Below are 21,201 nucleotides of genomic sequence, written 5' to 3' on the forward strand. Positions count from 1 at the left end.
TAACCTTTATAAGAAGTATTTTCAAATTTTGTTTCTTGCAATTTAATTTTTCTTGGTTTTATTTTGCTTTCAAACATTTATATGTTGTAATATGCATGCATAAAATGCACAATTATAAAAATCTTTTTTGTCTGAAAGCGAGGCTATTTTGGTTAAATCGGAACTTGTGCAAATTATTGCCCGTCAGAATCCGCATCTTTTTCAACGTGATGTGGAAAATATTGTGAATGCTATTTTTGAGGAAATTTCAACAGCGCTTGCTAATGGTAATCGTGTTGAACTTCGCGGGTTCGGAGCTTTTTCTGTTAAAAGCCGCTCAGCACGTAATGGTCGTAATCCACGAACAGGTGAAGCCGTTGTTGTTGAAGAAAAATGGATTCCTTTTTTCAAAACGGGCAAGGATTTACGTAATCGGCTTAATCAGTGAGGAACTTTATGATAATTAAACGTATCCTTTCAGCAGCCGCTTTTGTAATTTTTACAGTGTTCTTGGTTGCTTTTATTTTAGTAAATCGTCAAATGGTTGCATTGACGCTTGTCCCTTTTTGGATAAAGTCTGAGAGTTTTACTTATCACGCTCCTTTTTTTATATGGCTCTTTCTCTTTTTTGGTTTTGGTCTTTTATTAGGAAGCTTCATCTATTGGATTGCGTATCATAAATGTAAAAAAGCGCTCAAAAAAGCAACGATGAGCTCGAGAAATTAAAGAGCTTTTTTAATGTAAAGTTTTAAAATACCTGTATCATGATACCAAACATGCCTGCACAATGCTCTCAATCTCACCACAGTGATCAATATCCGCAGGAAACGTTACCTCTTATTTTAGAAACAGGTATAAGTGCAGATTATGCTCTCATAGATTCTGGAAATGGGCAAAAATTAGAACGTTATGGGGCTTATCGCATTATCCGTCCTGAAGGTCAAGCATTATGGAAACCTGCTTTACCACAAAAATATTGGGCGGATGTTGATGCTATTTTCACAGGAAATCGAGAAGAAGAAGGGGTTGGTCGCTGGCATTTTCCCAAAAAACCGCTTGATGAAATTTGGCCACTCACTTGGAATGGATTGTCTTTTCTAGGTCGTTTTACTTCTTTTCGTCATGTGGGGCTTTTTCCTGAACAAGAGGCCCATTGGCGCTTTATAGAAGAACAAATTGTTAAAGCTACCCGTCCGGTAAAATTGCTCAATCTTTTTGGCTATACGGGTATTGCTTCTCTGATCGGAGCACGCGCAGGTGCACATGTTACGCATGTTGATGCTTCTAAAAAAGCCATTGCTTGGGCAAAAGCCAATCAAGAAAAAGCAGGATTAACAGATCATTCTATTCGCTGGATTTGCGATGATGCTGTAAAATTTGTCGAACGTGAACTGCGTCGTCAAAAAAACTATGATATGATTCTTCTTGATCCTCCTGCATATGGACGTGGACCTCATCGCGAAATTTGGCAATTGTTTGATCACTTACCGGCTATGATTACAAACTGTCGTAAACTCCTTTCTGATAAACCTCTTGCCATTGTCCTTACAGCTTATTCTATTCGTGCTTCCTTTTACGCACTCCATGCTTTAATACGTGATGAATTCATAAACCTTGGTGGCACGATCGAATCAGGAGAACTTATCTTGCGTGAAGAAGCCGCCGGACGCGCCCTTTCTACTTCCCTTTTTAGCCGTTGGATTGCCTGAATATGTGTATACCCAAAACTGGTAAGGTTAAAGAAATTATCTCCCTTAGCAATCCTATCATCAAAGATCTTCGCGCACTCAGCCAAAAGAAAAACCGTAATCGAGAAGGGCTTTTTATGGTAGAAGGGCTTAAATTGGTGATTGATGCTCTCAATCTCGGCTGGACTATACAAACACTTATTTTTTCTAAAAGCAAAATGGGTAATGCCGCTATCGAAAACACCGCTGCACGTACTGTGGCCAATGGCGGTTTTGTCATTAAAGCCTCAGAAAAAGTGATGGAATCCATTACCCGTCGTGATAACCCACAAACAGTTATTGGCATTTTCAAGCAACAATGGCGCTCCCTTGAAACGATAAAAGGACGTATCACAGATGTTTATGTTGCTCTTGATCGCGTGCGTGATCCTGGGAATCTTGGAACCATTATCCGCACGGCTGATGCCGTAGGAGCTAAAGGCGTTATTTTGATCGGCGAAACAACAGATCCTTTTTCGCCCGAAACAGTACGTGCAACAATGGGATCAATTTTTTCCATACCTCTCTATCGTTTGGATGAAAGCGCCTTTTTAAACTGGTCTTCTCACTTTAATGGCATAATCATTGGCACACATCTCAAAGGGTCTATTGACTATCGTACAATTGATTTCAAAAATGGCCCTGTTATACTTCTCATGGGAAATGAAAAACAGGGGCTACCAGATATTCTTGCCAATCGTTGTGATAAACTCGCACGTATACCACAAAGTGGACATGCTGACTCGCTTAATCTAGCGATAGCAACAGCTCTCATGCTTTATGAAATCCGCCGCCCTTATTTAACACTGGAACATATGAGGCCAGAACATGATACGTAAATCACTGCCTTTTTTTCTTCTTGGCTTGGTATTTACAATAGGACTTGATCAAGCAGTAAAATATTGGATTATGAATAATATGCTCCTAGGAACAGAAATTCCGCTTTTTCCTTTCCTTTCCCTTTACCATGTACGTAATTCTGGTATCGCATTTTCGTTTTTTTCTTCCTTTTCTCACTGGGGGCTTATTGCCATTACATTTGCTATCCTTGTTTTTCTTTTATGGCTCTGGAAAAATGTTGAGTATCATAAATCTTTAACGCGCTTTGGTCTTACCCTTATTATTGGTGGGGCAATTGGAAATCTTATTGACCGTATTCGCTTTCACCATGTCACTGATTATATACTCTTTCATATCGATAATATTTTTTATTTTGCCATTTTCAATCTTGCCGATAGTTTTATCACACTTGGTGTTATCGCTATCCTTTTTGAAGAATTGCGTACTTGGATAAAAACAAAACGTCATTCCAATCGCACATCTTTTCAATAAAAGCTTGTTCATTTATTGGGGATCATTGCATTTTCTAGGATATGTTTACAAGACATGCATATTTTTACATCTTATGTTTTTGAAATCATTCTTTATCATTTTGCATGTAGTGTTCAAAATCCTTGATATTGTCTTTTTTTGTTTTTTCAACGCCTCTTACTCTAAAACACAAAAAACGTTCAACAACAGATCAATAGATGAATCTCCATATGTCTTAAAAAGACTTTTTTAAAAAGCACTGTCGTTGATGAACTGTATCAATATAACATTGGAAGTTGAAAAGTATAATGTTTTACTCAATCATATAGCTTCATAAACGCAAAAATGGTCACACCCCATAAATTTTACAGAATACCATTGTGATAAGAAATAAAGAAACTTCACATTCTAAGCTTTTCCCTGTACAAACTCTTACAAAAAAGACTTTATAGTTTTCCTTAAAATAAGCCTTTTCCTTACCAATTTGTAAGGTTTCTTTCTCATGAAAATCTCTTGTAATTTTAAAATAAATCCCCATAATAGAAGGAGGTATGCTGGAATTCCACCAGCAGCGCCTGGGATTGGTTATATAGGGCAAGTGAGAATTTACACAAGCCTGCTCTTATAAAGGGATAACCTTTTGACCCCGACATCTGGTGGAACATATGCTAAAGGAATTTATATTATGGCTGATTTCAAAAATCTACGTTCGGCATCTGTTTCCCATGCCGATGCATCAATTGATCAAGGATTGCGCAGCTATATGCTGGGCATTTATAATACAATGACTATTGGATTGCTTATTACAGCTGTTGCTGCTTATGCAATTGCATCATTAACAACAACGACAGATATGACCCAAGCAGCCGCTCAAATCAATAGAAGTGTTTACTTAACTTCATTCGGAGTAACGTTTTACACATCGCCACTCTCCTACATTGTTATGTTTGCACCACTCGTGGCAGTATTATTCCTTAGTTTTAAAATCAACACATTGAGTACAAATGCAGCGCGTAGCCTCTTTTTTGGTTATGCCGCTCTGGTTGGTCTTTCACTTTCTTCGATCACTTTGCGTTATACGACAGAAAGTGTTGTGCAAACTTTTGTCATTACGGCTGCAGCTTTTGGTGCTCTTTCACTTTATGGTTATACAACAAAGCGTGATCTCACCGCGATAGGTTCATTCCTTTTTATGGGTTTGGTTGGTTTGATGCTCTCCATGATTGTGAATATCTTTCTTGGATCAAGCGCCTTGCAATTTGCTATCTCCGTAATTGGCGTGTTTATCTTTGCGGGTTTAACAGCTTACGATACACAAAACATCAAACTAATGTATTATGAAGGAGATGGAGCTGACACTCAAGGTCGTAAAGTGATTATGGGTGCATTAAATCTCTACCTTGATTTTATTAATATGTTTGTCTTCTTACTGCAATTTCTTGGCTCAAATCGTGATTGATTGTAAAAGCCATAGCTTAATTAAAGAACCTTGTTTCCTTTGAGAAACAAGGTTCTTTTGCTTTTAATCTAACATTTACCCTCTACCTTTTAGATATCCCTATTCACAAAATGACAAAGAAGCCTTACAAGCAGAAATTTCCTTGGTTCACTGCCTTCATCCAGCAAAAGCTTCATAGTTCTCTTTTAAAGACACTCCACAACCATTCTCATCATCAGTCAGATATCATCAACCAGAACAATCATTATGATCTTACTGTCGCTTCCTATAATGTTCATAAATGCGTAGGTGTCGATAAAATTTTCAATCCTACGCGTATTGTACATGTCATTTCTGAATTGCAAAGTGATATTCTCGCCCTTCAAGAAGTAGACAAACGTTTTGGTGAACGCGTTGGTTTAATTGATCTTCAACTTTTAAAAACTGAAACGGGACTGATTCGAGTGCCTATAAATCCCATGTCATCTTATGGTCATGGATGGCATGGGAACGCCCTTTTTATGCGAAAAGGACATGTACGTGATATCTTACAAGTCACTCTTCCTGGTATTGAACCACGTGGTGCTGTGATTGTAGAGTTGGAAATGGACGCAGGTCTTATTCGTGTTATTGCCGCTCATTTTGGCTTATTACGCCACTCTCGTAATCAGCAAACAAAAATGCTCCTTGCACTTTTACAAAAACGCTCCTTTATGCCTACACTCCTTATCGGCGATTTTAACGAATGGCGTATGGGAAAAGGTTCGTCTTTAAACCATTTCTCTTCTTATTTTGATAGCACACTTGGAACCGTACCAAGCTTTCCTTCTCGCTTTCCCTTTCTTGCCCTTGATAGAATTTTTGCTTTTCCCCAACAATTGGTAATAAATATTGAAAACCATGATTCTCCGCTTGCACGTATTGCCTCAGATCATTTGCCTATCAAAGCTTATCTTAATCTCGCCAATGCTATCACTATTCTGAAAAACAAAATAACTTAAAAAGGCTAATGTGCTTCACCCCAATTTTGAGCAACCATGACTTTCACTTCAAGGGGTACAGACAAAGAGAGGACTGGCATTGTAGCATTTTCCATAACCTTTTTAACAACAGCCATGGTTTTTTCACTTTCACTTTCCGGTATCTCAAAAATGAGTTCATCATGCACTTGCAGCAACATTTTTGCCAACAGTTTTTCCTTTTTTAAAGCATCTTCCATTTGAATCATGGCGCGGCGAATAATATCCGCCGCTGATCCTTGAATTGGGGCATTAATAGCAGCACGCTCATTAAAAGCACGAACTTGTGGGTTCGATGCTTTTATTTCTGGATAATGGATACGACGCCCAAAAATTGTCTCTACAAAACCATTTTGGCGTGCAAATGTTTTCGTCGTTTCCATATAGTCTTTAATTCCTGGAAATCTTTCAAAATAAAGCTGAATATAACGGCTTGCTTCTTGTCGGGAAAAACCCAATTGATTGGCTAATCCAAAAGCTGAAATACCATAAATAATACCAAAATTAATTGCTTTTGCACGGCGTCGTACATCTGAATGCATCCCTTCTATCGGAACCCCAAACATTTGTGATGCCGTAATAGCATGAATATCCTGACCTTGGGCAAAAGCCTCCTTTAACGCTGTGATGTTGGCAATATGCGCAAGAATGCGCAATTCAATCTGGCTATAATCAGCCGATAACAGCAAATGTCCTTTTGGAGCAATAAAAGCTGCTCGTATTTTACGTCCTTCAGCGGTCCGTACTGGAATGTTTTGTAAATTAGGTTCTGATGATGATAACCGCCCCGTTGATGTTATTGCCAAAGAATAATTCGTATGAATACGCCCTGTTTTTGGCAAAATGTAAGAAGGTAAAGCATCTGTGTAAGTAGATTTTAGTTTTGCAAGTTGCCGCCAATCAATAATTTTACGTGGCAAAATATGCCCTTCAGCAGCCAATTCTTCTAAGGTCTGGGCAGAGGTTGACCATTGTCCACCTTTGGTTTTAACACCACCAAGCAAGCCTATTTTATCAAAAAGGATATCGCCCAATTGCTTTGGCGAAGCAAGATTAAATTTTTCACCGGCGAGCTGATAAATTTCTTCTTCCAAAATAAAAGCAGCTTGCGCTAATTCTTCTGAAAGACGTAGTAAAATCTGTCTATCAATGAGAATCCCACGCTCTTCCATTCTTGCAAGAACTTCTATCAGAGGTCGATCAAAACGTTCATAAATTTTTGTCATTCCCTGCGCGACAAGCTGTGGTTTTAAAACTTGCCACAAACGAAGTGTTACATCAGCATCCTCAGCAGCATAAAGGGTTGCCTGTTGCAAATCTACTTGCGCAAAAGAAGTAATCTTTTTTCCATTATGCGTTAAATCCTTATAAGCAATTGGTTTATGCCCAAGCCAACGTACGGATAAATCATCCATATTATGTGTTAAAGTTCCAGCATCTAAAGCATATGAAAAAAGCATGGTGTCATCAAAAGAGCTTATCACAATGCCGTGTTGTTTCATCACTAACCAATCATATTTTATATTCTGTCCAATTTTTAATATCGCTTGATTTTCTAATATCGGCTTTAAAAGTGCCAAAGCCTTTTGTGTCTCAATTTGCCCGGCAATGCGCCCGCCCCCTAAAAGATCATCTCCTCCTTCAATGTGTTCAAGAGGTACATAAGCTGCTTTTTCCGGCTGTAATGCCAATGAAAAACCAACAAGCTTTGCTTGTAGTGGATCAAGCGAAGTCGTTTCAGTATCAAAAGCGAAAAAACCTTGCTCTTGTGCTTCCGATAGCCATTCTTTTAAAACTTCTTCATCAAGAATGGTCGTATAAGTATCTCTTGTGATTTTTTGCGTTTTTGCTTGATCTTTACGCTTTTGTGCTAACAATTGCGGAGAATTTTCAGAAAAACCATGAGAAGATACTCTTTCCGCTTTTTTAGCTTCATGATCAATCTCCTGTGTAGAATCCGACCATGCAACATTGATATCAGCTGCATCAATAACAGCTGCATCACATTCTGTTACCTCTGCCACACGACGTGTTAATGTCGTAAATTCCATAGCCTTAAGAAAAGCGATCAAACGCGGACCATCTTGTGATTCCAAAATAAAATCATCTAAACTATTGTCTATAGGAACGTCTCTTTTAAGCCGAACCAACTCACGGGAAATCTTTGCCTGTTCACTATAAGCTTGAAGATTTTCACGTCGTTTTGTTTGCTTAACTTCTGATATGCGCTGCAACAAAAGATCAAGAGTACCAAATTGATCTAACAATTGGGCTGCAGTCTTGGGGCCAATGCCTGGAATACCTGGTACATTGTCTGTCGAATCTCCAATCAAAGCCTGCAAATCAACCATTTTTTCAGGTGCCACACCCCATTTTTCTATAACCTCAGAAATACCGATATGCTTATCTTTCATTCCATCATACAAAGATACGTGTGCATTCACCAACTGCATAAGATCTTTGTCAGAAGAAATAATAGTTGTTTTTGCTCCAACCTTTGTTGCCAGTTGTGCATAAGTCGCAATGAGATCATCCGCTTCAAACCCTTCCTTTTCGATACAAGGTAAATTAAAAGCCTTTGTTGCTTGGCGTATGAGAGCAAATTGAGGAATAAGATCTTCAGGAGGTGTTTCTCGATTCGCTTTATATTGTGGATAAATTTGTTTCCGAAACGTATCGGATGAATAATCAAAAATAACAGCAAAATGTGTCGGAACAACACCAGTAGCTGTATTTCGCGCATCACAGAGCAATTTCCACAGCATATTACAAAAACCAGCGACAGCTCCTACAGGAAGTCCATCCCTTTTGCGCTTTAAAGGTGGTAAAGCGTAATAAGCACGAAAAATATAGCCCGATCCATCAACCAAAAAAAGATGATCTGTTGTTTTCATGACAATTTTACTTCTCCATTTCAGCCAAAAAACAATTCACTTTTATATATTTTTTTCATTCTTTTTTAAAATTTATCGAATTGCCTCTAAAAAGCCATTTTTTATTTCCATAAGGTGTGAAGTCGTTGCAATTTATAGTTCGTACCTAGAGCTTTTCTTTGCTGTTACAGGATATAATAGCTTTCATTTTGCTCCTCCTATGATAGCTGAGGTGCGGTGTAGCGACAGGGTCGTTGTGGTGTTCCCCTCCCCACAACGGCCATTTTTTTTGTGATATTTTAAGAGATCTTAGTTTTCTTAGATTTTTAAATAATCTTTCAGAGGAAAAGAGTGGTAAATTACTCAGGAATTTTGAAGTCATTCCACAGAGCCTTTTCACCCATTTTGTTGATAAAATCAGTATGCATACTTCTTTCTTGCACCGTTAATCTTGAAGGCAACGCCTGTGGGCGAAGTTTAACTGCATAGAGAACATCTTTGTCATTCTGGAGATCTTCATCAACACTCCCTTTGTTATCAAAACCTAATACGCCCTGTTTTCCACCAATGAGTTCAATATAAACATCAGCCAGAATCTCCGCATCAAGCAAAGCACCATGAAGAACACGATGACTATTATCAATACCAAAACGCTTGCACAAAACATCAAGGGAATTAGGTCCCATGGGAAATTTACGTCGCGCCATAGCCAATGTATCAAGAATATTATCAACACTAATAAGTGGTTTATTCACTCGTCCTAACTCTGCATTAAGAAAGCCAATATCAAAGTTCGCATTATGCGCAATCATGGTTGCGCCATTGATAAACTCCAAAAATTCATCGGCAATATCACTAAAGCTTTTTTCATTCTTTAAGCGTTCATTGGTCAATCCATGAATTGCTACAACTTCATCAGGAATAACAATACCTTGTGGGTTTAAGTAGACATGGAATCGGCGTCCTGTAAGATAACGATCAACCATCTCTACACAACCAATTTCGATGATGCGATCTTTCTCTTTATCTAAACCTGTTGTTTCTGTATCAAAAATAATTTCACGCATTATTTCAATTCTCTCGTAATTTTTTTATCACGCAAAAAACTTGTTGACGTGTATTCTCTAAATCTTTTCCTGTATCAACAATGAAATCAGCACGTTCTCGTTTTTTTTCATCAGACATTTGCCTCGCAAGAATAAGGGCAAATTTTTTTTCATTCATATTTGGGCGAATCATAGCACGCTCTTTTTGTATTGCTCGTGGTGCAGAAACAACAACGACATTGTCTACGCGTTTTTCACCATTGGTTTCAAAAAGAAGGGGAATATCAAGAACAACCAATTTTTCTCCCTGTTGGCGTGCTGTATCAATAAATTCTTTTTCTTTTTTTTGTACCAAAGGATGAATGATTTTTTCTAATGTTTGTAATTTTTTATTATCGTCGATCAAAATCTCCGAAAGCTTGCGGCGATTAACTTTGCCATTTTCAACAACATTAGGAAATGTACGCGCTATGAGGGATAAAGTTGGCTCACTTTTATAAAGTTGGTGCACTGCATCATCAGCACTAAAAACAGAAATACCAGCTTGTTTGAAAAAATCAGCAACTGTTGATTTTCCCATAGCAATTGATCCGGTCAACCCTATGATTTTCATCCTGTTTCTTCACCCATATCCTTTAAAATTTCTGTCCGTAGTGCTTTTGTGACCTGTGGTCTTATTCCAAACCATCGTTCAAAACCAGGAACAGCTTGATGTAAAAGCATACCAAGCCCATCTACTATCTTTAAACCATGTGCTTTTGCTTGTTGTAAAAAAGGTGTTCTCAATGGCGTGTAAACAATATCTGTCACTAACGCCGTTGCTTTTGTTTTATCAAAATCGCAAAAGAAAAAATTACTTTCTTTCTCATGGGGGTTTGCCATCCCCACGGAAGTTGTGTTGACGATTAAATCAGCTTGGTCAAGTATTTCACCAGCACGATGCCAATCATAAACTTCAACAGGCTTCCCAAAATATTCGGCCAAATCATCTGCACGTTTCTTTGTACGATTAAGTAAGAAAATACGTTCAAATCCACGCCTTTTTAAAGCGTACAGGACAGCACGGGCAGCCCCACCGGCACCAAAAACAAGTGCTGTTTCTCCTCCCCAATCGGGGATAAAATCATCAAGATTAGCACTGAAACCATAGGCATCACTATTTGTTGCACAAAGTTTATTCCCTTCATACCATAGTGTATTAACAGCACCAATCATTGTTGCTACATTGTCTTTATGATGTGCTAAATGAAAGGCTTCTTGTTTATAGGGTAGAGTGACATTCCCCCCACAAAAACCTCTTTTTCGTATAGATGTGACAAAATCTCTAAATTCTTCAGAGCTTACTTCCTGTGCCAGATATTCACCTTGTAAATTATAGTGTTTAAGCCAAAAATTATGAATTTTTGGTGATTTTGAATGATAAATAGGCGTACCAACAACAAAGGCACGTGGAATTGTTTTTTTACACCTTACTGTTATATCAACCATCAATAACCCCCAAATGCCGTAATTTCGCTAATAAAGGTAATAAAGGTAAACCAATAATCGTAAAAAAATCTCCATCAATTTTTTCAAAAAGATGCATTCCCTCCCCCTCAATTTGATACACTCCCACACTGTTTAAAACATCTGTTCCTACACGTTTTAAATAACGTTCAATGAATTCTGATGATAAAGGACGCACGGACATATGTGCACTAAAAGCTTCCACCCAAATTTCTTTACCATTTTGAAATAAAGCTACTGCGCTATGAAGCGCGTGCGTTTTTCCTGATAAATCACATAAACGTTGATGTGCTTCTTTTTCAGTTGTGACTTTATAAAAAACTTGTCCTTTTAAATCAAGCACTTGATCACATCCAATGACAAAGGCATCAGGAAAGCGATCAGAAACATCTTTTGCCTTTGCACTCGCAAGAAAACAACTAAGTTTTTTAGGAGGCTTCGTTTCTGCTGTTTTTTCTATCTCTCTTTCATCAAAAGAAGCTCCTTCAATGCAAAACTTTAAACCTACTTTTTTCAATAATTGTGCACGATAAGAACTAAGGGATGCTAATATTAACGTATCTTCTGCCATATTTTTCTCATTTTCCTTCACGAAATCGCGACAAAAGTTCGAATATAGCAGCAGCTGTTTCTTCAATAGAGCGTCTTGAGACATCAATAATAGGCCAACCAAAACGTTCGCAAATGCGTTTTGCATAAGTCAATTCTTCAGCTATATTTACACGATTAGTATAACTTTCAATACGCTCTCCAAAATTCCGATTTTGACGAATATGTGAGATTCTTTCAGCGGAAGCGATTAAACCGATAATCAAAGCATTTTTCGCTCCTAAAAGGGACTCTGGTAAATCAATACCTGGAATAAGAGGAACATTAGCTGTCTTAATTCCACGATTTGCTAAATAGATACTCGTCGGTGTTTTAGAGGTTCTTGAGATTCCTACAAGTATCACATCTGCATCTGATAAATCACTAGAAGACTGTCCATCATCATGTTCTATAGTAAAATCCAATGCCTCAATACGGCGAAAGTAATCTGCATTGAGATCATGCTGTGCACTCGCTCGTAAATTTGTTGGCATTCCAAGATAAGATTGAAAAGCATCTAGAACAGGTTGTAGTATGTCAATACAGGGAACTTTTATCTTTTCACATCTTCTCCTAAGAAGGCGTTTAATTTTTTCATCAATGATTGTGTAAAGAACAATACCAGGCTCTTGTTGTATCTCATCAAGAGCTCTCTGCAACTGTATTTCATTACGAATCATCGGATAAATGTGCTCTGTTGTTTGACTCATTGTATATTGTGATGCAACAGCCCTCCCAACAGAAATGAGTGTTTCTCCTGTTGCATCAGAAAGCATATGTAAATGAAAGGATTTTTTTTCTCTTGTCACAAAAATTTTAACTCCTTGTTAACAAATGTGTATATATCCTCATCATTTCTCATAAAACTAAAATTGAGGAAAATTTTTCCCTTATTATGCACAAAGTGAACTGTTGTGATAATAAAATCCCTTTTATGATAAAAGAACTTGGATAATGCCTTTAAAAGAATGTTATGCTTGTCTTTTTTTCTTTTTTCTTTGTGGATAAAATTGAGGATAAATGAAGTATAACTTATAATTCACATTAAACACAGACATAAATAAGAAAAATCTCTCCCTTATATAAAATCTTTTAATATAAAAAAATCTGTAAAAATTAAAAATGCTTTTGAAATTTAATTTATGAGTGCTATAGGATAAATTCATATTTAGATAAAATTATAAAGGTAAGTTTATCTTTATTTTATACAATTATTTAAATTCATACCAAGATAATTCGTATGAATGATGCTTGCAGATTAAAAAAATTGCGTGTACAATACTTTCTTCTTATAAGAATGTTTCGTTCTTTAAATTTTCCATAAATCAATTTAAGGATAATTCTCTTCACTACTTAAAGAGCATATTTGATGCAAGAAATGAAACTACAAGAACTTAAAAGTAAAAATCCTGTTGAACTTGTTTCTTTCGCTGAAACATTAGAAGTTGAAAATGCCTCTTTGATGCGCAAACAAGAATTAATGTTTGCTATTTTGAAAAAGCTTGCTTTGCAAGATGTAGAAATCATTGGAGAAGGGGTTGTAGAAGTTTTACAAGATGGATTTGGATTTTTACGGTCTGCTGATGCTAATTATCTTCCTGGTCCTGATGATATTTACCTTTCTCCTGCACAAATTCAGTCCTTTTCTTTAAAAACAGGTGATACTGTTGAGGGGCTTATACGAAGTCCAAAAGAAGGAGAGCGTTATTTTGCTCTTCTTAAAATTAATACAATTAATTTTGAAGATCCTGAAAAAATTCGTTATAAAATTCACTTTGATAATCTTACTCCTCTTTATTCGAATGAACGTTTCCAAATGGAAATACAAGATCCCACAGAGAAGGATATGTCATCACGGGTGATTGATTTAATATCCCCATTGGGAAAGGGACAGAGAGGATTAATTGTTGCTCCTCCTCGAACAGGAAAAACAGTTTTACTTCAAAATATTGCTCATTCTATCACCACTAATCATCCTGAATGCTATCTTATTGTTCTTTTGATTGATGAACGACCAGAAGAAGTTACTGATATGCAGCGTTCTGTAAAAGGAGAGGTTGTTTCTTCTACTTTTGATGAACCAGCAATACGTCATGTGCAAGTCGCTGAAATGGTTATTGAAAAAGCAAAACGCCTTGTCGAACATGGGCGTGATGTCGTTATTCTTCTCGATTCTATTACACGTCTTGGACGTGCATATAATACGGTTGTTCCTTCATCCGGTAAGGTTTTGACAGGTGGTGTTGATGCAAATGCTCTACAGCGTCCTAAGCGTTTTTTTGGTGCAGCGCGTAACATTGAAGAAGGTGGATCTTTAACCATTATTGCAACGGCTTTGATTGATACCGGTAGTCGTATGGATGAAGTTATTTTTGAAGAATTCAAAGGAACAGGTAACTCGGAAATTGTTCTTGATCGTAAAGTTGCTGATAAGCGTATTTTCCCAGCTATGGATATTTTGAAATCTGGAACACGTAAGGAAGAACTTTTAGTAGCGCGGCAAGACTTACACAAAATTTTTGTACTTCGTCGTATTTTGACGCCTATGAATGTAACGGATGCAATTGAATTTTTAATTGATAAATTAAAACAAACGAAAAACAATAGTGATTTTTTTGATTCAATGAATACATAAATATTAAGTTTTTCGCTTAGGAATGTCCCGTGGATACAATCTTTGCTGTTTCGAGTGGATTGTTACCTTCAGGGGTTGCAGTCATTCGTCTTTCTGGTCCTCATGTAGTAAATGTCGTTAAAACGCTTTGTGGTTGTTTACCTAAAGCGCGATTCATGCATTATGGAAATCTTACTGCTTGTGATGGAAGCTTTTTAGATTCTGCTTTGACTGTTTTTTTTCCTGCTCCTCACAGTTTTACAGGAGAAGATTGTGCAGAATTTCATTTGCATGGAGGAAAAGCTGTTGTTAATCGTTTTCTCGATGAATTGTCTACATTTTCTGGATGCCGTATTGCAGAAGCAGGTGAGTTTTCACGTCGTGCATTTATGGAGGGAAAATTAGATCTTGTTCAAGCAGAAGGTCTTGCTGATTTAATAGAAGCAGAGACGGAAAGCCAGCGACGTTTAGCAATTATGGGAACAAGTGGGCGTTTAACGACACTTTATCGCGATTGGCGTCATAGGCTTATGAAGGCACGTGCTTTTATTGAAGCAGAACTTGATTTTGTTGATGAAGCTGATATCCCAAATTCAGTATCTGATAAAGTTTGGAAAGATATGCAAGATCTTTGCTCTTCTCTTCAGGAACATATTGATGAAGGAGAACGTGCGAGTATTTTACGTGATGGGTTAAAAATTGTTATTGCTGGTGCACCAAATTCTGGAAAATCAAGCATTATGAATCGTTTGGCTGGGAGACCTGTTTCTATTGTAACAGAAGAAGCAGGTACAACGCGTGATGCTTTAGAAATGAGGCTCGTTCTTGGTGGTTTACCTGTTTTTTTAACAGATACTGCTGGTTTTAGAGAAACAGAAAACAAAATAGAACAATTGGGAATAGAAGTTGCTAAGCAGCATGTGAGGGATGCTGATTTGGTTATTTTGGTTTATGATATGGGAAATTCTAAGCAAGTTGATTTACCTGAAACATCAGCTGAAATATGGCATGTTGCTAATAAGCTTGATCTTTATGAAGATAATAAAACCCATTATTTTTTACAGTTTTCTGCATTAACTGGTTTAAATTTTGATTGTTTTATTAAGGAACTTGAGTTGTTTTGTTTACGTCGTGCTTCTGAAATTGGAAATCTTGTTCCAGCACGAAAAAGGCAACTTCAGTTATTAAAAGAGGCTGTTAAAGAAATTGAAGCTTCTGTGAATTATACTTCTCTTGATTTAAGTTTACGTGCGGAACATCTTCGTCGTGCGAGTGATTTTCTTGGGAGAATTACGGGAGATATAGATGTTGAAGATTTACTTGATATTATTTTTTCAGAGTTTTGTATTGGTAAATAATGATTCACGTGAAACATTCATTATTTCATAGACACATTTTAAAGATTATGTAATTTATATGCTGTTTCACGTGAAACTTTAGAATGATTCTTTATGGAATAAATCTCGATGCAATTATATGATGTTATTGTTATTGGAGGCGGTCATGCTGGCTGCGAAGCTGCTTCAGCTTCTGCTCGTGTTGGAGCACGGACAGCTCTTGTTACGCATAAAATATCAGCATTGGGTACAATGTCATGTAATCCTGCTATTGGTGGGTTAGGAAAAGGGCATCTAGTTCGTGAAGTTGATGCTTTAGATGGTCTTATGGGAAGGGCAGCAGATGCTGCTGGAATTCAATTTAGGCTTCTTAATCGACGAAAAGGACCAGCAGTAAGAGGCCCTCGTACACAAGCAGATCGACAACTCTATAAAAAAGCTATCCAAAAACTCCTGCAAGAACAAGATAACCTCGTTCTTGTTGAAGATGAAGCTGTTGATCTTATTGTTAAAGATAATTGTGTTTCAGGTGTTGTTTTAAAAAATCAAGGAACAATTTTTTCTGGTGCTATTGTTTTGACCACAGGTACGTTCTTGAATGGTTTTATTCATATTGGTGATAAAACATGGGCTGCTGGACGTATGGGGGATAAGTCGAGCGTACAAATTGCTGAATGCTTGAGAAGCTATAATATAAATCTTGGGAGATTAAAAACAGGAACTCCTGCACGTCTTAGTAAAAAAACAATTCGTTGGGAGTCTCTTCCAAAACAGCAAGCTGATGAAGATCCCTTTCCTTTTTCTTTTTTAACAGAAAAAATTGAACAGCCGCAAATTGCGTGTGCAATAACACGTACAAATACACAAACACATCAAATTATTCGTGAAAATATTCATAAGTCTGCTTTATATTCGGGAAATATTGAAGGATTAGGACCACGTTACTGCCCTTCTGTTGAAGATAAAATTGTTAAATTCGGTGAACGTGATGGACATCAAATTTTTCTAGAGCCAGAAGGATTGGAGAATGATACTATTTATCCAAATGGCCTTTCTACTTCTCTTCCTGAAGATGTACAAATTTCTTTTTTGAGAACGATTGAAGGATTAGAAAATGTTGAAGTTTTGCAACCTGGTTATGCTATTGAATATGATTTTGTTAATCCACAACAATTAAGTAAAACTTTAGAATTACGCTCTTTACCAGGGTTGTTTTTAGCTGGACAAATTAATGGTACAACGGGATATGAAGAAGCTGCAGCACAAGGCCTTTTAGCTGGGTTAAATGCCGCACGTAAAGTAGGTAAATTAGATGAAGTCGTTATAAGTCGTTCAACAGCTTATATTGGTGTTATGGTAGATGATTTAGTTTCGCGTGGGGTTTGTGAACCCTATCGAATGTTTACTTCACGCGCTGAATTTCGTTTGTCTTTGCGATCTGATAATGCAGATGCGCGTTTAACACCTTTAGCACAGCAATGGGGTCTTGTGAGTAAAGTGCGTTGGGATTGTTATAAACAAAAACAGCAACGTCTTGATCAAGCACGATCAATATGCCAAGAGCTTTTTCTAACACCTAATGAAGCGTCTGTTCATGGATTACAAATAAATCACGATGGAATTCGGCGTTCGGCATATGATCTTCTTGCTTATCCTCACATGACTATAGAACGTCTTTCACATTTTTGGCCACAATTGCAATCAATTGATCCTAAAACTGTTGAATCTTTAGAAATTGAAGCACAATATGCAGTTTATTTAGAAAAACAAACACAAGATATTGTGGCTCTTCAGCGAGATGAACGTTTAGAAATTCCTTCTTCTCTGGATGTTCAATCAATATCGGGTCTTTCCAATGAACTAAAGGCAAAAATTCAAAAAATATCGCCGCGTTCTATTGCAGATGCTCAAAAAATTGATGGAATGACACCAGCGGCATTATCACTTATTATTACGTATATTCAACGTCAACGGCGTGAAAAGGCTAAAACAGTTTAGTGGATATTTCTACAGAAAAAAAATATCAAGAACTCTTAAATATTGTTCCTTCTGTTTCACGTGAAACGATGAAAGATTTAATACAATTTGAAACTTTGATAATGCAATGGAATAGGCATATTAATTTAATATCCCCTGCAACAATCCCAGTTTTATGGACACGGCATATTTTAGATTCAGCACAAATCTACCCTCTCCACAGTGATTTTTTGCATTGGTGTGATCTTGGATCAGGTGGTGGTTTTCCCGCAATTGTTATTGCTATTTTTCTGAAAGGAAAAAAAACGGGGCATATTGATCTTGTTGAAAGTAATGGAAAAAAAGTCGCCTTTTTACGAACGGTTATTACTCAACTTAACCTTCCTGCAACAGTTTATCACTGTAGAATTGAAGATGTGTATAAAAAAATAGCACTGCCAGAGGTTATAACAGCACGAGGATTAGCTTCTCTCGATGCTCTTTTACGGCTTATTTTTCCTTTATCAACAAAAAAAACAATAGCTCTTTTGCAAAAAGGTCGGGATTACGCTATAGAAATAAAAAATGCCTCTGCCAATTGGCAGTTTGATCTGCTAAAACATAAGAGTAAAATTGATGAAAATTCTGTTATTTTAGAAATTTCTCATGTTCGATCAGTAGAGGGTAAAGCAAAATGAGCGAAACACGGATTATCGCTATTGCAAACCAAAAAGGTGGGGTCGGCAAAACAACTACGGCAATTAATCTTGCAACCGCTTTGGCAGCTATTGGTGAAAATGTTCTCATTATGGATGTTGATCCACAAGGAAATGCAAGTACGGGATTGGGAATTGATCGTAACAGCCGTCCTTTATCATCTTATGATGTGCTTGTTTCAGGGATTTCAGTCACGCAAGCAGCTTTAAAAGCAGCTGTTCCCAATCTCCATATTGTACCCTCTACTCTTGATCTTTTAGGGGTAGAAATGGAAATTGCTTCATCACAAGATCGCATACAACGATTACGTAAAGCACTCTGTGATGATCCGAAGATGGAAAAGAAGTTTAGTTATATTCTCATTGATTGTCCGCCTTCGCTTAATCTTCTCACACTTAATGCTATGGGGGCTGCAGATTCTGTTTTAGTGCCTATGCAATGCGAATTTTTAGCACTTGAAGGTTTAAGTCAATTGCTTGAAACAGTAAAACAAGTGCGATCCGTTCTTAATCCATCTCTAGAAATTCAGGGGATTGTCCTCACCATGTATGATGGACGTAATAATCTTTCAAATCAAGTTGTTGAAGATGTCCGCTCTTTTATGGGAGATAAAGTTTATCGCACTGTTATTCCACGAAACGTGCGTGTATCAGAAGCCCCTTCCTTCGGTAAACCAGTATTGCTTTATGATTTAACATGTGCTGGTAGCCAAGCTTACTTACGTCTCGCATCGGAAATAATTCAACGTGAAAAACAAGCACACGCGGCTGCTTAAAAATGTAAAAAATAATTTTTGTAAGAAAACGCAAAGAGCAAGATTATGAATGATGATCAATCAAAAAAAAGACTGGGTCGTGGATTGGCAGCATTGATTGGGGATATCAATTTAAACAGCGATCTTAAACGTTCATCAAATACCGACAAATTGACGGAGTTCAATACAGTTTCTTCTGTTTCTGAGCGATTTGTTCCACTTGAATCTATTTCGTGCAATCCACATAATCCACGGCGCCATTTTACCGATTCAGAACTTGATAATTTAGCGCAATCAATTCGTCAGCATGGTGTTGTTCAACCTGTTATTGTGAGACCTTCACGTGATCATCCTCATCGGTTTGAGTTAATTGCTGGTGAACGGCGGTGGCGTGCTGCACAACGAGCCAATTTAAGTAAATTGCCAGTCATTGTTCGCGATGTTGATGATAAAACGGCTTTGGAATTAGCAATTATTGAAAATGTTCAGCGTGCTGATCTTAATCCTATTGAAGAAGCAATGGGGTATGAAATTTTGCTAAATGAACATGGATATACGCAAGCAGATTTGGCACAAGTTATTGGAAAAAGCCGGAGCCATGTTGCTAATACGCTTCGTTTATTAAAGCTTCCACAAAAAGTACAGCAATTTTTAACAGAGGGACAACTTTCAGCAGGTCATGCACGCTGTCTTATTACTGTCGATAATCCACAAGATTTAGCTGAAAAGATTATTCATGAAGGACTCTCTGTGCGTCAAACGGAAATACTTGCCTATGAACAGGCAAATCCTAAAGTCAAAAAACGAACGGTTGTGGAAAAAGATACAGAAACAAAATCTTTAGAAAAATTACTTGCAGATGTTATTGGGATGAAAGTTATCATTCGGCATGGTAAAAAAGGCGGTGATCTAAAAATCCATTATTCTTCATTAGAGCAATTGGATGATATTTGTCGACGTTTGCAAAATTAATGGGGTATTGTGTCTTTAAGAAATTGCTCAAAATAGCTTATGTTCTATCTACAACTTTCCTTTGAAACAGACATTATTCTATACAGATGCTTTTTACCAAACTCCAAATTGCTTAAAAATACCGGATTTTTTTCAAGTGAAGAAAGACCTTCTCTTTTAAAATCTTCAGAAGAAGGTTTGTTTAAAAGCATTATTAAGGTTGTTTGAATTGCCAAATTACCAATAACAAAATCTCTAGGCGTGATGTTATTTTTTCTTAAAACAGCCATTAGTTTTGATTTATGAGAGATAGAAGCAATAATTTTTTCAAGTCTACTGTCGTAATTCTTATCATGATTTTTATTAGATGTTTCTGACTCTGGTGGTAAATTTTTACAGTCTTTTTCAATTTGTTCCATCTTTAAAAGGAAATCTTCAGTTAAGGTATAGTTTGCTATGACGTATGGGAAATCAAACTGATTGTCCGTTTCTTTTGCCATTGTCATTTGCGTGTAGAACATAAAAAGAAAAACAAAGGATATTGATTTAAACATAGTTAAAAATGATCCTTTCTTCTGCGGATTTCAGCAAAAACCTCTTCGTCTGTCTCCTTTTCCAACGCAAGATTTTTTCGTAAAGCACGATCATCCCAACGGAGAAAGGGATTGGTCGCTTTTTCTTGTCCTAAGGTTACTGGTAAAGTCATAGCGTTTTTTGCGCGTAGTAAAAAAACTTCTTCTATCCTTTGATGGAGTTTTTGATTGTGTGGGTCAATTATTAATGAAAAAAGAGCATTAGCTTTGGTGTATTCATGACCACAATAAAGAAGTGTTTCATCGGGTAATTGACGCAGTTTTTTTAAAGAACTCAGCATTTGTGAAGGTGTTCCTTCAAAAAGACGTCCACAACCGAGCGAAAAAAGTGTATCTCCAGCAAAGAGTAAACCATCTTCAGGAAGATAGTAAGATAATGCGCCTAAAGTATGACCGGGTGTTGAAAGAGCTAAAATTGGACGTGTGCCCAAGAAAAAACGTTCATCAGATTGAAGTGTTTGGTCAAGATGATGAATCTTTTCTTTTTCTGCTTCCGGTCCAATAACGACAGCCTTATAAACTTGTTTTAACTCTTCCAATGCTTCCACATGATCATGATGATGATGAGTCACAAAAATAGTCTGAAGTGTCCAGTTACGGCGTTTTAAGGCTCTCTGAATAGCTTCGCTTTCGGGTGCATCAATTGCGGCTGTGTAGCCGCTTTTTTCATCATGAATGAGAACACCAAAATTATCTTCTCGACAGATAAATTGCTCAATTAACACATCTTCTCTCCGTGATCAGTGTATAGCGATAAATCTGCAAAATAATTTGTCGTGATGGAGGTGTTAT

At 37.1% G+C, this 21,201-nt stretch carries 20 protein-coding genes and 1 pseudogene; 13 read left to right on the plus strand and 8 right to left on the minus strand.

Going from position 1 to position 21,201, the window contains the following annotated elements; translation table 11 throughout:
• Window positions 1–148 precede the first annotated feature (148 nt).
• From ihfB to J7R10_RS00665, 7 genes and pseudogenes are all read left to right on the plus strand, one after another.
• Window positions 149–427, plus strand: coding sequence for an integration host factor subunit beta (ihfB, locus tag J7R10_RS00635; protein ID WP_010704470.1), 279 nt, complete (start codon window positions 149–151; stop codon window positions 425–427).
• Between the two features lie 8 nt (window positions 428–435).
• A pseudogene (locus J7R10_RS00640) lies at window positions 436–731 on the plus strand (lipopolysaccharide assembly protein LapA domain-containing protein).
• Window positions 732–755: 24 nt separating this feature from the next.
• Window positions 756–1,688 (plus strand): class I SAM-dependent methyltransferase, encoded by a 933-nt coding sequence (locus tag J7R10_RS00645; RefSeq protein WP_010704468.1) that lies wholly within the window; start codon window positions 756–758, stop codon window positions 1,686–1,688.
• Window positions 1,689–1,690: 2 nt separating this feature from the next.
• Window positions 1,691–2,545: a TrmH family RNA methyltransferase gene (locus tag J7R10_RS00650; protein ID WP_010704467.1), complete on the plus strand. Its 855-nt coding sequence runs from the start codon at window positions 1,691–1,693 to the stop codon at window positions 2,543–2,545.
• Window positions 2,535–3,038, plus strand: coding sequence for a signal peptidase II (lspA, locus tag J7R10_RS00655; protein ID WP_010704466.1), 504 nt, complete (start codon window positions 2,535–2,537; stop codon window positions 3,036–3,038). The genes J7R10_RS00650 and lspA overlap by 11 nt, the downstream gene beginning before the upstream one ends.
• A gap of 664 nt (window positions 3,039–3,702) precedes the next feature.
• Window positions 3,703–4,476, plus strand: coding sequence for a Bax inhibitor-1/YccA family protein (locus J7R10_RS00660; protein WP_010704465.1), 774 nt, complete (start codon window positions 3,703–3,705; stop codon window positions 4,474–4,476).
• A 110-nt stretch (window positions 4,477–4,586) separates the two neighbouring features.
• The gene (locus tag J7R10_RS00665) at window positions 4,587–5,456 is read left to right on the plus strand and encodes an endonuclease/exonuclease/phosphatase family protein (protein WP_010704464.1); all 870 of its coding nucleotides are present in this window, start codon (window positions 4,587–4,589) and stop codon (window positions 5,454–5,456) included.
• 5 nt (window positions 5,457–5,461) lie between these two features.
• Here the strand turns inward: J7R10_RS00665 and polA are convergent, their stop codons facing one another.
• The 6 genes from polA to J7R10_RS00695 form a co-directional block, all read right to left on the minus strand.
• Window positions 5,462–8,368, minus strand: a complete 2,907-nt coding sequence (gene polA, locus J7R10_RS00670) for a DNA polymerase I (protein WP_010704463.1) — start codon at window positions 8,366–8,368, stop codon at window positions 5,462–5,464.
• A gap of 338 nt (window positions 8,369–8,706) precedes the next feature.
• Window positions 8,707–9,414 carry a DNA polymerase III subunit epsilon gene (dnaQ, locus tag J7R10_RS00675; protein WP_010704462.1) on the minus strand — a complete coding sequence of 236 codons (708 nt, stop codon included), beginning with the start codon at window positions 9,412–9,414 and terminating at the stop codon, window positions 8,707–8,709.
• 4 nt (window positions 9,415–9,418) lie between these two features.
• Window positions 9,419–10,006 (minus strand): dephospho-CoA kinase, encoded by a 588-nt coding sequence (gene coaE / locus J7R10_RS00680; RefSeq protein WP_010704461.1) that lies wholly within the window; start codon window positions 10,004–10,006, stop codon window positions 9,419–9,421.
• Window positions 10,003–10,881 carry a shikimate dehydrogenase gene (locus J7R10_RS00685; protein WP_010704460.1) on the minus strand — a complete coding sequence of 293 codons (879 nt, stop codon included), beginning with the start codon at window positions 10,879–10,881 and terminating at the stop codon, window positions 10,003–10,005. Before J7R10_RS00685 ends, coaE begins: the two co-directional genes overlap by 4 nt.
• Entirely contained in the window at window positions 10,874–11,470 is a 597-nt protein-coding gene (locus J7R10_RS00690) for a Maf family nucleotide pyrophosphatase (RefSeq protein WP_010704459.1), read from the minus strand. Before J7R10_RS00690 ends, J7R10_RS00685 begins: the two co-directional genes overlap by 8 nt.
• Window positions 11,471–11,477: 7 nt before the next feature.
• Window positions 11,478–12,296 carry a pyruvate, water dikinase regulatory protein gene (locus J7R10_RS00695; RefSeq protein WP_010704458.1) on the minus strand — a complete coding sequence of 273 codons (819 nt, stop codon included), beginning with the start codon at window positions 12,294–12,296 and terminating at the stop codon, window positions 11,478–11,480.
• Window positions 12,297–12,856: 560 nt separating this feature from the next.
• Here J7R10_RS00695 and rho point away from each other — a divergent pair.
• From rho to J7R10_RS00725, 6 genes are all read left to right on the plus strand, one after another.
• Window positions 12,857–14,122 carry a transcription termination factor Rho gene (gene rho / locus J7R10_RS00700; RefSeq protein WP_010705954.1) on the plus strand — a complete coding sequence of 422 codons (1,266 nt, stop codon included), beginning with the start codon at window positions 12,857–12,859 and terminating at the stop codon, window positions 14,120–14,122.
• 29 nt (window positions 14,123–14,151) lie between these two features.
• Complete coding sequence (mnmE, locus tag J7R10_RS00705) at window positions 14,152–15,459, plus strand: tRNA uridine-5-carboxymethylaminomethyl(34) synthesis GTPase MnmE (RefSeq protein ID WP_010705953.1); 1,308 nt, start codon at window positions 14,152–14,154, stop codon at window positions 15,457–15,459.
• Between the two features lie 108 nt (window positions 15,460–15,567).
• Window positions 15,568–17,436, plus strand: coding sequence for a tRNA uridine-5-carboxymethylaminomethyl(34) synthesis enzyme MnmG (gene mnmG, locus J7R10_RS00710; protein WP_010705952.1), 1,869 nt, complete (start codon window positions 15,568–15,570; stop codon window positions 17,434–17,436).
• Window positions 17,436–18,092, plus strand: coding sequence for a 16S rRNA (guanine(527)-N(7))-methyltransferase RsmG (rsmG, locus tag J7R10_RS00715; RefSeq protein ID WP_010705951.1), 657 nt, complete (start codon window positions 17,436–17,438; stop codon window positions 18,090–18,092). The genes mnmG and rsmG overlap by 1 nt, the downstream gene beginning before the upstream one ends.
• A complete protein-coding gene (locus J7R10_RS00720; protein WP_010705950.1) occupies window positions 18,089–18,886 on the plus strand; it encodes a ParA family protein in 798 nt (265 codons plus the stop codon). The genes rsmG and J7R10_RS00720 overlap by 4 nt, the downstream gene beginning before the upstream one ends.
• Window positions 18,887–18,931: 45 nt before the next feature.
• Window positions 18,932–19,837 (plus strand): ParB/RepB/Spo0J family partition protein, encoded by a 906-nt coding sequence (locus J7R10_RS00725; protein WP_010705949.1) that lies wholly within the window; start codon window positions 18,932–18,934, stop codon window positions 19,835–19,837.
• A 44-nt stretch (window positions 19,838–19,881) separates the two neighbouring features.
• On the opposite strand, the gene J7R10_RS00730 is transcribed toward J7R10_RS00725, so the two are convergent.
• On the minus strand, window positions 19,882–20,316 hold the full coding sequence (locus J7R10_RS00730; protein ID WP_338071497.1) for a hypothetical protein: 435 nt from the start codon (window positions 20,314–20,316) through the stop codon (window positions 19,882–19,884).
• 56 nt (window positions 20,317–20,372) lie between these two features.
• A complete protein-coding gene (gene gloB / locus J7R10_RS00735; protein ID WP_010705947.1) occupies window positions 20,373–21,134 on the minus strand; it encodes a hydroxyacylglutathione hydrolase in 762 nt (253 codons plus the stop codon).
• Between the last annotated feature and the right edge of the window lie 67 nt (window positions 21,135–21,201).

The sequence above is a fragment of the Bartonella vinsonii subsp. berkhoffii ATCC 51672 genome, from assembly GCF_902825225.1.
Taxonomy (GTDB): Bacteria; Pseudomonadota; Alphaproteobacteria; order Rhizobiales; family Rhizobiaceae; genus Bartonella; species Bartonella berkhoffii.